Annotated in this window: 13 protein-coding genes; all 13 read left to right on the forward strand. The window is 40.8% G+C overall.

The window, feature by feature from the left end:
* Positions 1–113 precede the first annotated feature (113 nt).
* The 13 genes from fumC (at position 114) to FLK61_RS09395 (ending at position 15,439) form a co-directional block, all read left to right on the forward strand.
* Positions 114–1,502, forward strand: coding sequence for a class II fumarate hydratase (fumC, locus tag FLK61_RS09335; RefSeq protein WP_176009199.1), 1,389 nt, complete (start codon positions 114–116; stop codon positions 1,500–1,502).
* A gap of 9 nt (positions 1,503–1,511) precedes the next feature.
* Positions 1,512–2,438, forward strand: coding sequence for a dipeptidase (locus FLK61_RS09340; RefSeq protein ID WP_176009200.1), 927 nt, complete (start codon positions 1,512–1,514; stop codon positions 2,436–2,438).
* A gap of 129 nt (positions 2,439–2,567) precedes the next feature.
* The gene (msrA, locus tag FLK61_RS09345; RefSeq protein ID WP_176009201.1) at positions 2,568–3,086 is read left to right on the forward strand and encodes a peptide-methionine (S)-S-oxide reductase MsrA; all 519 of its coding nucleotides are present in this window, start codon (positions 2,568–2,570) and stop codon (positions 3,084–3,086) included.
* Positions 3,087–3,089: 3 nt separating this feature from the next.
* Positions 3,090–3,512: a peptide-methionine (R)-S-oxide reductase MsrB gene (gene msrB, locus FLK61_RS09350; RefSeq protein ID WP_176009202.1), complete on the forward strand. Its 423-nt coding sequence runs from the start codon at positions 3,090–3,092 to the stop codon at positions 3,510–3,512.
* Positions 3,513–3,847: 335 nt separating this feature from the next.
* Complete coding sequence (locus FLK61_RS09355; RefSeq protein WP_176009203.1) at positions 3,848–5,026, forward strand: alpha/beta hydrolase; 1,179 nt, start codon at positions 3,848–3,850, stop codon at positions 5,024–5,026.
* A 13-nt stretch (positions 5,027–5,039) separates the two neighbouring features.
* On the forward strand, positions 5,040–5,546 hold the full coding sequence (locus FLK61_RS09360) for a hypothetical protein (protein WP_176009204.1): 507 nt from the start codon (positions 5,040–5,042) through the stop codon (positions 5,544–5,546).
* A 21-nt stretch (positions 5,547–5,567) separates the two neighbouring features.
* Positions 5,568–6,731, forward strand: a complete 1,164-nt coding sequence (locus tag FLK61_RS09365; RefSeq protein WP_176009205.1) for an aminotransferase A — start codon at positions 5,568–5,570, stop codon at positions 6,729–6,731.
* Between the two features lie 182 nt (positions 6,732–6,913).
* Positions 6,914–9,757, forward strand: a complete 2,844-nt coding sequence (locus tag FLK61_RS09370; RefSeq protein WP_176009206.1) for a 2-oxoglutarate dehydrogenase E1 component — start codon at positions 6,914–6,916, stop codon at positions 9,755–9,757.
* Positions 9,757–11,010, forward strand: a complete 1,254-nt coding sequence (gene odhB, locus FLK61_RS09375; RefSeq protein WP_176009207.1) for a 2-oxoglutarate dehydrogenase complex dihydrolipoyllysine-residue succinyltransferase — start codon at positions 9,757–9,759, stop codon at positions 11,008–11,010. The genes FLK61_RS09370 and odhB overlap by 1 nt, the downstream gene beginning before the upstream one ends.
* Positions 11,011–11,105: 95 nt before the next feature.
* Positions 11,106–12,572 carry an FAD-dependent oxidoreductase gene (locus FLK61_RS09380; protein ID WP_176009208.1) on the forward strand — a complete coding sequence of 489 codons (1,467 nt, stop codon included), beginning with the start codon at positions 11,106–11,108 and terminating at the stop codon, positions 12,570–12,572.
* A 16-nt stretch (positions 12,573–12,588) separates the two neighbouring features.
* The gene (locus FLK61_RS09385) at positions 12,589–13,506 is read left to right on the forward strand and encodes a S1 family peptidase (protein ID WP_176009209.1); all 918 of its coding nucleotides are present in this window, start codon (positions 12,589–12,591) and stop codon (positions 13,504–13,506) included.
* A gap of 76 nt (positions 13,507–13,582) precedes the next feature.
* Entirely contained in the window at positions 13,583–14,656 is a 1,074-nt protein-coding gene (gene rlmN / locus FLK61_RS09390) for a dual-specificity RNA methyltransferase RlmN (protein ID WP_176009210.1), read from the forward strand.
* Between the two features lie 63 nt (positions 14,657–14,719).
* Positions 14,720–15,439 (forward strand): HAD family hydrolase, encoded by a 720-nt coding sequence (locus FLK61_RS09395; protein ID WP_176009211.1) that lies wholly within the window; start codon positions 14,720–14,722, stop codon positions 15,437–15,439.
* The last annotated feature ends 35 nt before the right edge of the window (positions 15,440–15,474 follow it).

Genomic DNA, 15,474 nt, shown 5'->3' on the forward strand with positions numbered 1-15,474 from the left:
TCCTTATCCATTTTTTATGAAATTTCATAAAGCAAGAAAGTGTGAGGGAGAATCTTTTATGGTAAAATGAACATCGTAAGCGCTTTAGTGATACATATGAGGAGGAATTATGCATGGAATTTCGAACAGAAAGAGACACACTAGGAGAAGTACAGGTTCCAGCCGATAAATGGTACGGAGCTCAAACACAACGAAGCCGCGAAAACTTTAAAATTGGCACAGAAGTGATGCCAAGAGAGATTACAGACGCATTTTCGATCTTAAAAGAAGCATGTGCAAGCGCCAATGCAACACTCGGTAATATGGAAAAAGAAAAGGCTGAGATGATCCAGCAAATTTGTAAGCAGGTAAGAACTGATAAAAACTACGAACACTTCCCATTAGTTGTTTGGCAAACTGGAAGTGGTACGCAGTCTAATATGAACATGAACGAAGTTGTAGCATATAAAAGCAACGAAGCGTTTGAAAAACAAGGAAGCGAGCATCGCATTCACCCGAATGATGATGTGAACAAATCGCAAAGCTCGAATGATACATTCCCAACAGCTATGCACATTGCAGCATTATTAGAAGTGAAAAACCGTCTAGTTCCTTCGCTTAAAAAGTTACACCAAACGATTGAGGAGAAGGCAGCGGCTTTTGATCATGTAATTAAAATTGGACGTACGCATCTTCAAGATGCAACGCCACTCACACTCGGCCAAGAAATGAGTGGATGGGCGCATATGCTCAAAAAATCACTTTATATGATCGAAGAGTCGTCGGAACAGCTTCGTGATCTTGCAATCGGAGGTACAGCGGTTGGTACAGGAATCAACGCTCACCCTGATTTTGGAGATATAACTGCTGAAGCAATTTCTCAAATTACAGGCGAAACATTCCGCTCTTCCGAAAACAAGTTTCATGCGCTAACAAGTCATGACGAAATTGTTTACGTGCACGGAGCATTAAAGGGATTAGCTGCTGACTTAATGAAGATTGCAAACGACGTTCGTTGGTTAGCGAGTGGTCCGCGTTCTGGTATTGGAGAGATTACGATTCCAGCAAATGAACCAGGTAGCTCGATCATGCCGGGTAAAGTAAACCCAACGCAATCAGAGGCCATTACAATGGTAGCAAGTCAAATTTTCGGTAATGATGCGACTATCGGCTTTGCAGCCAGTCAAGGTAACTTTGAGCTAAACGTGTATAAGCCAGTTATTATCTACAACTTCCTTCAGTCGGTTCGACTATTGAGTGACTCCATGATCTCCTTTAACGATAACTGTGTTGTCGGTATTGAAGTGAATGAAGAGATTATTGACAAGCACGTGAAAAATTCACTTATGCTCGTAACGGCATTAAACCCACATATCGGGTATGAAAAAGCGGCCAAGATTGCGAAAACAGCTTTTGAGAAGAATAGTACACTTAAAGAGACGGCCGTGGAGCTTGGCTATTTAACTGCGGACCAGTTTGATGAATATATTGATTTAGAAAAAATGGTTCGTCCACAAAAATAGGAGGGCACAATGAACGTTATTGATCTACACTGTGATGCACTACTTCGCTTAGATGAACTTTCTGACGCATCCTTTATAGATGATGAGCGTCTTGAGGTTAACTTAAACAGATTAAAGCAGGGAAAGGTGAAGGTTCAATTTTTTGCAATATTTATTGAGCCGGACATTCCAAGCGATCAAAAATTTTACGAAGCGTTAAAGCAGGCGGATCTTTTTCATAAGCACGTGTTGACTGCGCCAGGAATACGCTTTATAACTAGCTGGGATCAAATCAATCAGCTAAAAGAGGACGAGATTGGTGCTGTTCTTACTCTCGAGGGAGCTGACCCTATTGGTCAGGATTTAGTAAAACTTTCCACTCTTTATCATTTAGGCGTGCGCTCGTTTGGTCTAACGTGGAATCAAGCAAACCTAGTGGCTGATGGGATCGGAGAGCCGCGGGGTGGTGGCTTAACGGAATTTGGTTTTGATGTCGTGAAATTTAACAACGAGCATCGTATGTTAACTGATGTCTCTCATTTAAGTATTGCTGGATTTTATGACGTCATGAAAACAGCAGCATATCCAATTGCTACTCATTCTAATGCAACGTCTATTAATCCGCATCGTCGGAATTTAAATGATGAGCAAATTGATACCCTAATTAAAGCAAAGGGCATTATAGGGATTGTGTATAATCCACCTTTCGTTGGTAAAAGTGACGACACAGCGTCCATAGAAGAATTGATTGAGCATATCGACTATATATTAAATCGCGGCGGCGAAGACTGTATTGCTTTAGGTTCTGATTTTGATGGGATCGAAACGTATGTAGAGTCATTAGAGCATGCAGGAAAGCATCAGAATTTAATTGATGCACTTTTAAACAAATATGAGCGATCACTTGTCGAGAAAATTGCCCATAAAAATGTACGTGCTTATTTAAATCGAATCTAATTAAATGAAGCCTCTTTAGACATATGCGTTATTTTGTCTAAAGAGGCTTTTTCTCCTTTTGAACAAGCATATTTATAAACCATATAGGGGATAAATGGTATAATGAAAGACGAAATGGAGGTCGATTTTATGAAGAAAGCAACGTTTGCTGGTGGTTGCTTTTGGTGTATGGTAAAGCCATTCGACCAAGAGCCTGGAATTGAATCAGTTATTTCTGGTTACACAGGAGGACACACCGAAAATCCAACATATAAAGAAGTCTGTTCGGAAACGACTGGACATTTAGAAGCTGTACAAATTACGTATGATCCATCTATTTATTCGTACGAAAAACTACTGGAGCTATTCTGGCAACAAATTGATCCAACCGATCCGGGTGGTCAATTTCATGATAGAGGAGAATCGTATACAACAGCGATTTTTTATCATGATGATGAGCAAAAACAGCTTGCCGAGGAGTCAAAGGGTCGCTTAGAGATGAGTGGCAAATTTACCAAACCAATTGCGACAACTATCCGAGAGGCAAAGCCATTTTATGAAGCAGAAGAGTATCATCAGGATTATTACAGAAAGAATCCGCTTCATTACAATATGTATCGTAAAGGTAGTGGACGAGCTGACTTTATTAATCGAAATTGGGGGAATTAAACAATGAGTAAAGAGGATTTAAAAAATAAACTGACAGATATTCAATTTAAAGTAACGCAGCAAGACGGAACAGAGCCACCGTTTGATAACCCACTGTGGGACTTCTTTGAAGAAGGACTATATGTGGACATTGTCTCTGGAGAAGTGTTGTTTAGCTCAAAGGACAAATTCGAATCAAACTGTGGCTGGCCGAGTTTTACAAAGCCAATTAATGAGGGGTCGATTATCGAAAAAACGGACCGAAGTCACTTTATGGTTCGAACGGAGGTTAGGAGTAAAGAAGCAGACTCTCATTTAGGACATGTTTTCCCAGACGGCCCAAAGCCGACTGGATTACGATATTGTATTAATTCGGCTTCTCTTAGATTTATTCCGAAGGATCAGGTAGAAGAAGAAGGCTACGGAGATTACACGAAATATATTTAGCTATTAAAACAGGTCGAAGGACACCTTGCGAGGTGTTACCTTCGACTTTTTATATACATACATTTTTTTGAGATAATGGTTGTTGAGAGATCTTTACTGACATGTTTGCAAACAAAATCGCCATAATTGATAATCTTAAGACCGAATCGCCTATTATTCCTACATAATTTAACTTTTTCCCACACTTTTTCATTTTGTAATCTTAAATTAACACAATTTTTCAGAAAACATAGTATACTTAGTATAAGAGAGATTTTACTATTATTATTTTTGCATATAATCGACATTATCTATATAGATAATCTTTCATTCTTCTACTGGGGTGATCTACATCTATGATGAAGCGCAGAGGGTTTATAAGAAGATTTATATTCGTCACGTCGTTTTTATCTGCACTAAGCGTTGCGATTGTTTCTATGACATTATTTATTTGGCAACAAACAGATGAAGGCAGACTGCCAGCGAAGACGGCAGTAGTGCTACATGCGATTAATAATAATTTAGTGAGCTTAGATATTAATATCCGACCACCTAAAATTGTGACAGGCGAGTCGGGTAGTCCGAGTCTTCTTAGAGAAGACATTACGATTCCTGTTCAAGGCGGTTCGCAGATTCCTGCAAGAATTTACCGGCCAAGTGGTGACGGACCCCATCCAATTGTTATATACTATCATGGTGGAGCCTTCCTTGAAGGGTTTGGAGATTTAGATACACACAACAATATTATTCGATCTCTAGCATCTCGAACAAATAGTATTGTTATAGCACCAAGCTATCGTGTCGCTCCTGAATACGTTTTTCCGACTGCAACAGAAGATAGTTATTCTACTCTTCTTTGGGCGCAAGATAATGCAGCGTCTTTAAAAGGGGATCCCTCTAAAATTAGTGTTGCAGGTGATAGTGCTGGAGGGAACTTGGCGACTGTCGTGTCGATGATGTCTCGCGATCGCAATGGACCAAGTATCGCATCACAGGTGCTACTCTATCCATTAACCACATTTCAAGATATTCCATTAGCTTCTCGTGAAGCATATGATAGTGGATACTATTTATTATCAAGGTCCGTTATGTACAAAGCGCGTGATTCGTATACGCCTGATGAGTGGATGTGGAATCATTCTTATACATCTCCGTTACAAGCGGACAATTTAGAAGATTTACCTCCAGCTCTCATTGTAACAGCAGAGTTTGATCCTCTTCGTGACGAAGGGGAGCAGTATGCAACTAGGTTACATGAAGCAGGAGTGCCTGTAAAAGCTACTAGATACCGTGGAGTCATGCATGGATTTGTATCCTTTTATGAAGTGATGCAAAGTGGAAGAGATGGTCTTCAAGAGGCATCTGTATTTTTAAGACAGGTTAATAATGAAACGTTAAGAATTCGCGACGAGTATGCGTTACAAGTAAAAGAGCCACCAAAAGGCTTTGATAAAGTGCGTGACCATACGGAGGCGTTTGCGATTGCTGCCTATTTATTAGGTAAATCGGGAGCAGATTTCTTAATAGTAGAGTAAGGATGAATAGACAATGCCAACCACCTCACATCTATATTTGACCATTTATTCCTATTTTCTTAGTTTAGTAGGGGTGGGCTACGCCCTTTACTACTTTTATATTGGAGTAGTCTTTGGATTTAACGACCGGCTTTTACTTCAAATTATAACAAATGGACCAATGATGCTATTACTAGCAGTTGGTCTATTACTGCTTTTTTCCTTTCGTGTAGGCTGGTGGCTTCATATGATCGTATTTACGCAGCTACTCCTTGCAAAGGTAGTATCACTCATTGGTGAAGTTATTTTAAGCCAAACTGGCTTGTTTTATGAAGACTTAAGCGTTTCCGCCGTTTTTTTAGACATAAGTGTTGTGCTACTTTACATAGTCGCTCTTCTCGTTTTCACATCAGATTCAGTCAAGCAGCTCATACATGTAAAAACAGAAACGCTTCGCATTCATCCATATTGGATCATCATTATTTTTGCTATAATGCTTTATGCTATTGAAATAAGCCTTTCGCTATATTTAATTGCGTAAAAAATTGAAAGGATTTGACTAATGGAGCATCGAATTAACCCCGCAGCTGCTAGCTTAAAAATATCTGGAATCAGACAGTTTTTCCAACGAGTACAACAATATCCGAACGCCGTTCAGCTAACACTTGGGCAGCCAGATTTCCCAACTCCTGATCATATTAAAGACGCAGCTAAGCGTGCAATCGATCAAAACAAAACGACGTATACGCCTAATGCAGGAATAATGGAGCTTCGCGAAGCTATTTCTCACCATGCGCAGGACAAGTATAGCCTCGAGTATCGTGCAGATTCCGAAATTATCGTCACTGTAGGGGCATCTCAAGCGATAGATGTTGCGCTTAGAACAATTCTTGAGCAAGGGGATGAAGTAATTCTTCCGGGCCCTGTTTATCCTGCCTATGAGCCGATTATCAGGCTTTGTGGTGGGAAACCGGTGTATGTAGATACTACTATGACAGGGTTTAAGCTAACAGTTGAGGCAATAGAATCTACAATCACTTCTAAAACGAAGGCGGTTTTTTTACCATACCCGTCTAATCCCACGGGTGTCGTGCTGTCTGAGGAAGAGCTTACCCAGCTTGCACATTACTTGAAGCAAAAGGATCTGTTTATTCTTTCAGATGAGATTTATTCAGAACTTTGCTATACATCTAACCATAAGTCTATTGCAACATTCCCTGGTATGCGCGAAAAGACCATTGTCATTAATGGACTAAGTAAGTCTCATTCGATGACGGGTTGGAGAATAGGCTACTTAATGGCCCCAGAGGAAATTGCTAAGCACATGTTAAAAGTACATCAGTATAACGTAAGCTGTGCATCATCTATTTCTCAATATGCAGCATTAGAAGCGATCAAACACGGAGCTGAGGATCCACTAACGATGAAAAGCGAGTATAACGAAAGACGGCGTTTTGTTATGAAACGACTGCATGAGATTGGTATGTCAGTCGAAGAACCTTTCGGAGCTTTTTATGTTTTTCCTTCGATTAAAGAGTCTGAGCTATCGTCTTTTGACTTTGCAGTGAAGCTTTTAGAAGAGGAAGAACTAGCAGTTGTTCCTGGAGATGCGTTTTCACCTTTAGGCGAAGGGTTTATTCGACTTTCTTATGCATACTCTATGAGCGAGCTACATGAAGCTATGGAAAGAATGGAACGGTTTTGGAAGAGAATATTAACGAATTAGCGGAATTCCGCCCTTATGGGGTGGAATTTCTTTCAATTAGCGTAAAATCCGTCTAATCACACAAAAAAAGGTCATTTTGTGTAAACTAACCTTTGAGGAACAGCCTAGATAGTGATAAAATAACGGTGTAAACGCTTTACGTGAAGAATGTACATATTTAATTTTCATTGGAGGTTGCACACATGGGTAGTCAGTCAATTAGCATGACCGAAGGTTGGGATCAGTTTTACGGACCAAACCTAGGCTACATGCTAGAGCAATACGAGAAATATCAGCAGGATGAGCCTGTTGACGATGAAATCATTGCTTTCTTTGATATGTGGGGGGCGTACGAGGAGCAGGCAGTAAACGGTTCTCCGGCACTTCCTGTAGAGACACAGGAGTCATCTAAAGAAACGTACTATACAGCAATTAGTGCGATGAACCTTGCTGATTTTATTAGGCGTAACGGTCATATCATGTCAGATATAGTACCAGTCACAGATAAAGTCAAAGAGGATATTTTTAAATTAGAAGATTTTAATTTAACTGAGGATTCACTAAATAAGGTTCCAGCGGAGCTGTTATCTCCATACAAGTCCGTTAAGAACGGCGTTGAGGCAATTACCCATTTAAAAAATACGTATACAAAAAAGTTAGCGTTTGAATTTAAGCAAGTTCAAAACATTGACGAAAGAAACTGGCTCTTTGAGATGGTTGAATCTGGAAATTATCTTCCTGAAGTAACAGATAAAGTAAAACAAAACTTATTAACGCGCTTAAATGAAGTAGAAGGCTTCGAGCATTTTATTCATAAAACGTTTAAGGGCCAAAAGCGATTTTCGATCGAAGGGTTGGAAGCTATGGTTCCAATGCTTGATGAGGCTGTTCGCGAAGCAGCTAACGATGGTGCCGAAAACATCATGATCGGGATGGCACACCGCGGTCGTTTAAATGTATTAGCGCACGTATTAAATAAGCCATATGAAATTATCTTTTCTGAGTTCCATGATGCGCCTAATAAAGAGCTTGTGCCTTCTGAAGGATCCGTTGGGCTCAACTATGGCTGGACGGGTGATGTGAAGTACCACCTTGGTGCAGATAGAGAAATTGATGAGGTGAAAGAAGGCGTTACAGTAACGCTTGCGAACAACCCTAGTCACTTAGAGTTTGTAGATCCGGTTGTAGAAGGTCTCGCACGCGCAGCACAGGACGATCGTTCTCAAAAAGGATTCCCTTTACAAGATAAAAAGAAATCAATGCCTATTCTTATTCACGGTGATGCGGCATTCCCTGGACAAGGTATTGTGGCTGAAACGCTTAACTTGAGTCAGCTCGAGGGGTATTCGACTGGTGGAACGATTCATCTTATTGCAAATAACATGATTGGATTTACAACGGTGAGCGGAGACTCACGCTCAACGAAATATGCGAGTGACCTTGCAAAAGGCTTCGAAGTTCCTGTCATTCATGTTAATGCAGATGATCCGGAAGCGTGTCTTGCAGCAATTCACCTTGCTTATTTATACCGTCGTGAATTCCATAAAGATATCGTGATTGATTTAATTGGGTACCGTCGCTATGGGCACAACGAGATGGATGAGCCAATGACGACTCAGCCACAGCTTTATACGCTAATTAAAGATCATCCAACCGTGTTTAATTTGTATGGTCAAAAGCTCGTGAAGGACGGCGTAGTCTCAGAAGACGACTTCTCTTCTATGAGAGAGACATTCACGAAAGAACTTGAGCAATATTTCACGAACATTAAAGACAAAAAGCGTACGCATATTGATGACAAAATGCTTCCGCCTGATTATGTGGCAACAAATCTATATGGCATGGAAACTAAGATCACGGCTGAAGAATTGACGAAGTTAAATAAGGAGCTACTGGATTTCCCAGACGACTTTCATATTTTCCCGAAACTACAAAAAATCCTTGAGCGTCGCACGGACGCATTAGAGGCAGACGGAAAAGTGGACTGGGGTCATGCCGAGACATTAGCATTCGCTTCGATTCTCCAAGACGGGACGCCAATTCGACTGTCAGGGCAGGATTCTCAGCGTGGGACTTTCTCTCAAAGACACTTAATGCTTCATGACTATAAGGAAGAGGGTATGTATTCTCCCTTGCATGTTATGCCATCTGCTAAGGCATCGTTTGCAGTACATAACAGTCCTCTATCTGAGGCAGCTGTCGTTGGATTTGAGTACGGATACAACGTACATTCTCCAGAAACGTTAACGTTATGGGAAGCTCAATACGGTGATTTTTCAAACGGAGCGCAAGTACTATTTGATCAATTTATTTCAAGTGGTCGCGCGAAGTGGGGCCAAAAATCTGGTCTTGTGTTACTGCTACCACACGGATATGAAGGACAGGGTCCAGAGCACTCGAGTGCACGTTTAGAGCGATTCTTAACATTGGCAGCTGAAAATAACTGGCATGTAGCGAATTTAACAAAGGCTAGCCAGTACTTCCACTTGCTACGTAGACAGGCAAAGCTCCTTACAATGGACGAAGTACGACCATTAGTACTGATGGCTCCTAAGAGTCTATTACGTAATGAGAGAGTTGCCTCTAGTGTAGAAGAGCTATCGGAAGGTCGCTTTAATCCTATTATTGTGAACGAAACGCTTGGAAAGAAAAAGACTAGCGTAAAACGTGTTATCTTAGCAACTGGTAAAATGGCCATTGATTTGACGGAGCGAATCGAGCAAAAGCAAGAATCTGTTGATTTCCTTCAGCAAATTAATATCGAAGAACTGTATCCATTCCCTAAAGAGCAAATCGCCGAAGTATTGAAGCAGTATAAGAATCTTGAAGAAGTAATTTGGGTACAAGAAGAGCCACAAAACATGGGGGCTTGGAACTATATTGCTCCTCATTTACAAGACGTTGCTCCTGAAAAAGCACACGTAAGCTTTATCGGCAGAAAACGCCGTTCAAGTACTGCAGAAGGTGATCCAAAAGTTCATAAGATCGAACAAACTCGAATCATAGAAGAAGCAACGACTCACGATGCCGAAGGGAGCAATGAATAATGTTGGATATTAAAGTACCAGAATTAGCAGAATCAGTAACTGAGGGAACGGTGGCAGAGTGGTTGAAAAAGCCTGGCGACTTCGTAGAAAAAGGCGAAGATATCGTAGAGCTTGAAACGGATAAAGTAAACGTTGAGATTTCTGCAGATGAAGCAGGTGTCTTAAAAGAAACGAAGTTTGAAGAAGGCGACACAGTTAAAGTAGGTGACGTCATTGCAGTCATCGATACAAATGGAGAAGGCGGAGGATCTTCTGATTCAGCAGAGGCTGCTAAAGAAGAGCCGAAAGAAAAAGAGCCAAAAAAGGAAGCTCCTAAGAGCGAGCCTAAAAATGAGCCAGATACAGCGGAAGAGACTTCTAAAGATAGCAACTCTCGCGTAGTTGCATCACCTGCTGCTCGTAAATATGCTCGTGAAAAAGGAATCGACTTAAACGATATTTCTCCACGTGACCCATTAGGCCGCGTTCGTCGTGAGGATATTGATGAGCATGCTGCGAAAAAATCACAGCCAGCTCCTGCTAAACAAGAGGAGAAGCAGGATAATCCTGCAAAGCCTGTTGTTCGCGAAAAGATGTCTCGAAGAAGACAAACAATTGCGAAGCGTTTAGTTGAAGCGCAACATACAGCAGCAATGCTTACGACGTTTAACGAAGTTGACATGACGAATTTAATGGATCTGAGAAAACGCCGTAAAGACAAGTTCTTAGATGCTAATGGTGTAAAGCTAGGATTCATGTCCTTCTTTACGAAAGCCGTTATCGGTGCTCTTAAGAAATATCCATACGTAAACGCTGAAATTCAAAATGATGAAGTTGTTCTCAAGCAGTTTTATGATATCGGTGTAGCAGTATCGACTGACGACGGATTAGTAGTACCAGTCGTTCGTGATGCAGACCGATTAGACTTTGCTGGCATTGAGCGCGAGATTCGAAATCTTGGCGAAAAAGCAAAAACGAAAAAGTTAAAGTTAGATGATTTACAGGGTGGAAGCTTTACAATTACAAATGGTGGTGTATTTGGATCACTTTGGTCTACGCCGATCTTAAATACGCCTCAGGTCGGAATACTCGGCATGCATACTGTTCAAATGCGCCCGGTCGCTATTGATAATGAGAACTTTGAAAATCGTCCAATGATGTACATTGCACTTTCTTATGATCACCGTATTATTGATGGGAAAGATGCGGTTGGATTCTTAGTGAAAGTCAAAGAACTAATCGAGGATCCGGAATCCTTACTATTAGAAGGATAATTGACTAAAGCCTATGCGGATGCATAGGCTTTTTCCTTCTTTTAAACAGACTTTCTATGATAGTCTAAAGGTAGTGAATAGGAGGAGGTCGTTGCATGAAAAATATTGTCATCGTAGGATCGGGGTTCGGTGGGGTTACTGCAGGTGCCCTCCTTCAAAAAGAAGGCTATAACGTAACCTTATTAGAAGCCGCTGCAGAGTGGGGCGGGAGTGCTTCTAAATATAGAAGGAATCATTATCGATTTCCTGTTGGTGCTACACTCGGCATGGGGTTTGAGCATAATGGTATTCACGAACGTATTAATTCATTTCTAGGAATTGATGTACAAAAGCGTCTCCTCTCCTCCGTTATGCAAGTGGATGTAGGGAAACAATTCATATCTTACGAGCAAAATCGAGACCGATTTATAAAAGAGTGGGAGCGAGTAGAGCCTAACTACTCCAATCAAATACGCGCATTTTTTAAAGAGGCTTGGTCGATTGCTGCAGGATTACATGCGCATATGGCTCACTTCCCAGTGATCCCTCCGGCGACGGTTTGGGAAATAAGCGCGCTTCTAAAAGGTGTTAACCTTCGTACCTTTGGTTTACCAAGATACCTCTTTACGACCGTTGGTGATTTGGTCGAAAAGCACGACTTAAAGGAGTGTAGAAGCTTCGTTACTTTTATAGACGGAGTGTTACTTGACAGTATGCAAACATCCTACGAAAACATTCCTGCTTATATTGGTGCAACTGCCTTAGATGTATATCATCGAGGAGCCTACTATATAGACGGTGGGTTATACGAACTTATTGATGAATTGATCGAATCTATTCGTTCCAATGGGGGAGTCGTAAAAAAACCAAGGCACATTAAGCGAATCGTAAAGCATGCTAATGGTTATACCTTGTATGATCAACGTGATAGATCCTATGAGGCGGATCATGTTGTATTAAACATGCCACTTTTAAATATGAAGGATCTATTAGAACCTCATGTGTATGAAACGATGGCGCTAAAGTGGAATCGTCGGGAGCAAGTGGACCAGTGGGGGACATTTACGATGTATGTGGCCATTAAGGAAGCCGCTGTTACAGATACGACACCTCTTTTTAGTCAGTTACAGCTTGAAGATGGTCATCATTTTTTTGTTTCATTATCAAGAAAAGATGACGTAAGAAGAGCGCCAAAAGGGTTCCGCACATTTACTATTTCTACGCATATTACGTTATCTGAATGGCAAACAAAGGCTGACTACGATTATCATAAAACAAGACTCACGCGAGAAATTATAAAGAAGTTATCTCAAACAATTATGCCTAATATAGAGTCTTATATAGAATGGCAGGAATCTGGAGGACCTATTGCATGGGAGAGGTATACTAACCGCAAAGGTGGCGGCGTTGGCGGTTTTCCACAAACAAAAGAAAATGCGCTTTGGAACGCTGTGTCTCATAGGACAGGAATTCCAGGACTTTGGATTTGTGGAGATAATGTGTATCCAGGAGCAGGATCGATAGGTGCATCAAGCTCAGGTGTCCATGTTGCAAGGTCAATAAGTAAAAAAAGATTGTTATAATGTTTAGGAGGCAACTATGCAAGAGGATGACAAGTCAAGGCATCAACGTGAACAACAACACGGAGATAACGAAGAAGTTCTTGAACCATCAGAGCATAACGATGCCGAGCAGAATGGCTCCGTGGAGGATGACTCTGAATTAAATGTGGATGAACAAAAGGAAGAAGAGCTTTTCTTTGACGGGGAAAACTACTACACCAAGGAAGAGTTTTTTTCGCCAGATGAGGAAGAGGTCTCGCCAAAAAAACGCAAGCGCTCAAGGGCTTTCAAAGTAGTGGTCGCTGGAATTATAACGGTCGCACTTTTAGCGAACGTATTTGCTATTTGGCCACAGCTTTTTAATATACCTGCCTTTGAATTTTTAGCAACATCTCAAGAGCTATCTTCTAACGAAGACGTACAAACGTATAAAGAGTCCGTTGTCATTGTAAGAACGGATGATTCGAAGGGGACTGGATTTGTCATTGATGATTCGCTAATAATGACGAATGAGCATGTGATTGACCGTGCTGTCTCGCCTGTTGTCGCATTTGATAATGGCGATAGCTACGTAACGGAGCCTATTTATGTAAACGAAGAATTAGATATGGCTATACTACGAGTAGAGGATGAAAACTTTGATCATCCTTCGTTGCCTCTTACCACTGACTATGCTGAAAACGAGTTAGTGTATGTAATAGGTAATCCGCTCTTTTTTAATTTTATCCCGAATGAAGGGACGCTTTTAGCAGATATGTCGGTTTCATCTAAAGAGGTACCAGTCATGTCACTAGATGCACCCATTTATCGTGGAAGTAGCGGTAGTCCTGTGATAAATACAGATGGAGAAGTAGTTGGTCTCGTATTTGCGACCTCTTCATCGAACGGTTCAAGAGTAGGGTTAGCAATAAAAATGCAAGATATCGTCCCTTTATTAGAGGAAATAGAGCGCTAATCACTTGCTTTTAGTTTGTAAACTTGAGATAATGTCAGATGGCTTATTAACAATGAACGGAAATGAGGGTTTACTAATGAAAACATCCATTTATGGATTGACCTTCCAAGAGCTTGAGGATTGGCTAGTGGAACACGGTCAAAAGAAGTTCCGCGCGCAGCAAGTGTGGGACTGGTTATACAGAAAGCGCATCAATACATTTGACGAAATGCTAAACGTAAAGAAAGATTGTATTGAACTTTTAAACGAGGCGTTTACAATCGGAACGCTAGAAGTACATTCTAAGCAAGTTTCGAAAGACGGAACGATGAAGTTTTTATTCAGACTTACGGACGGAAATTTAATCGAGACAGTACTCATGCGATTCGACTACGGGAACTCTGTTTGTGTTACGACGCAGGTAGGATGTAATATCGGATGTAGCTTCTGTGCAAGTGGGCTATTAACGAAGGATCGCGACCTATCGAGCGGTGAGATCGTAGAACAAATTATGCATGTACAAAAAGCAATCGATGAAGAACAAAAAGAAGAGCGTGTTAGTCACATCGTTGTAATGGGTATCGGTGAACCGTTTGATAATTATAAGAACCTAATGTCATTTTTACGTATCGTCAATAATGATCGTGGACTTGCCATTGGAGCGCGTCACATCACCGTTTCAACAAGCGGAATCATTAAAAAGATTTATGAGTTTGCTGATGAAAATATTCAAGTTAACCTTGCCGTATCGTTGCATGCTCCAAACAACGAGCTACGCACAAGCATCATGAAAATTAATAAAGGCCAACCGATCGAGAAGCTCATGGAAGCTGTTGACTACTATTTAGAGAAGACTAATCGACGTATTACGTTTGAGTATATTCTTTTAGATGGTGTCAATGACAGTAAAGAGCATGCGGAAGAATTGGCAGAGCTTATTAAAGATAAGAAAAAGCTCTCCTATGTTAACTTGATTCCTTACAATCCGGTTGATGAGCACATCATGTATGAACAAAGTCGCAAGAGTAATATCTTAACGTTCTTTGAAACATTGATGCAAAAAGGTATCCAGTGCGGAGTTCGTCACGAACAAGGCTCTGACATTGATGCAGCTTGTGGTCAGTTACGCAGTAAGCAAATGAAGAAAGATCGAGAAAAAGCAAAAGCATAACGAACAGGGCTGCTCTAAGAATAATGGGGCAGCCTTTTTTAACTTTTATAGGAGGGTACATATATGAAGAAGGCACTATTATTTGATTTAGATGGAACACTCTTACCGATGGATACGCATGCATTTGTGGAGCAGTACACGAGAGAGCTAGCTCCTAAAGTCGCACATATTGTAGATCCGGAGACTTTTTTACAAGCCTTATTTGAAGCTACTGCCGTTATGATGAAAAATACAGAAGCAGAAAGAACGAATGAAGCCATTTTTACAGAAGCATTTTTAGCTAGGACTGGGTTAGAAAAAGAAGATATATGGCCAACTCTTGATATTTTTTATGAAGAAACATTTCCTCAGTTCAAGACTTTAACAGAGCCAACGTCATTAGCTGCTAAGGTTATTCAGAAAGCTTATGAAAAAGGCTATAAAATTGCCATTGCGACAAACCCAGTCTTTCCTAAAGTCGCCATTTGGCATCGATTAAAGTGGGCTGGCATAGATAAGCTGCCACTTGATCATGTGACAGTTTATGAAGAAAGCACCTTTACGAAGCCGCATTTAACCTACTATGAAATGATTGCTAAAGAACTCGACGTGGATCCCTCCCAATGTGTCATGATAGGCAATGATAAACAAGAAGATATGGTAGCGGAAAAGATAGGGATGAGAACCTTCTTAGTGCATGGTAATGTGATAGATCGAGGTACGGCGACTTACCAAATTGATGATGAGGGAACGCTTGAAGAGCTTTACGAAAAGCTGTCTACTGATTCAGGTGTGTTTGCATAATCAATTAAAGAAGAATTTTAAAGCTTTTCTGCCAC

It is taken from the genome of Paenalkalicoccus suaedae, assembly GCF_006965545.2.
Lineage (GTDB): Bacteria > Bacillota > Bacilli > Bacillales > Salisediminibacteriaceae > Paenalkalicoccus > Paenalkalicoccus suaedae.